Raw genomic sequence first — 731 nt, 5'->3', positions numbered from 1 at the left:
TTGATGGTGCATGCCTCACTTAAAGCGATTGGTCCGGTCGAAGGAGGAGCGGAGACGGTCGTTGCCGCGTTACGCTCCGCGGTTGGGCCGACTGGCACTGTGATGGGATACGCGTCGTGGGACCGATCACCCTACGAGGAGACTCTGAATGGCGCTCGGCTGGATGACGAAGCCCGCCGTACCTGGCTGCCGTTCGATCCCGCAACAGCCGGGACTTACCGTGGGTTCGGCCTGCTGAATCAATTTCTGGTTCAAGCCCCCGGCGCGCGGCGCAGCGCGCACCCCGATGCATCGATGGTCGCGGTTGGTCCGCTGGCTGAAACGCTGACGGAGCCTCACGAACTCGGTCACGCCTTGGGGGAAGGATCGCCCGTCGAGCGGTTCGTTCGCCTTGGCGGGAAGGCCCTGCTGTTGGGTGCGCCGCTAAACTCCGTTACCGCATTGCACTACGCCGAGGCGGTTGCCGATATCCCCAACAAACGGTGGGTGACGTATGAGATGCCGATGCTTGGAAGAGACGGTGAAGTCGCCTGGAAAACGGCATCGGATTACGATTCAAACGGCATTCTCGATTGCTTTGCTATCGAAGGAAAGCCGGATGCGGTTGAAACTATAGCAAATGCTTACGTGAAGCTCGGTCGCCATCGAGAAGGTGTCGTGGGCTTTGCTCAGTGCTACCTGTTCGACGCGCAGGACATCGTGACGTTCGGCGTCACCTATCTTGAGAAGCA

The 731-nt window shown here is 60.1% G+C and carries 1 protein-coding gene; it reads left to right on the top strand.

Annotated elements, in window-relative coordinates; translation table 11 throughout:
* Window positions 1–731: aminoglycoside N-acetyltransferase AAC(3)-IId (aac(3)-IId, locus tag QMN38_RS26685; protein ID WP_116290141.1), on the top strand; the 731-nt coding region annotated here is incomplete at both ends.

The sequence above is a fragment of the Citrobacter sp. R-1.5.2 genome (assembly GCF_035064245.1).
Taxonomy (GTDB): domain Bacteria; phylum Pseudomonadota; class Gammaproteobacteria; order Enterobacterales; family Enterobacteriaceae; genus Citrobacter.
Note: the sequence above shows the minus strand (reverse complement) of the source record. Positions and strands in the feature narration are given on the sequence as shown.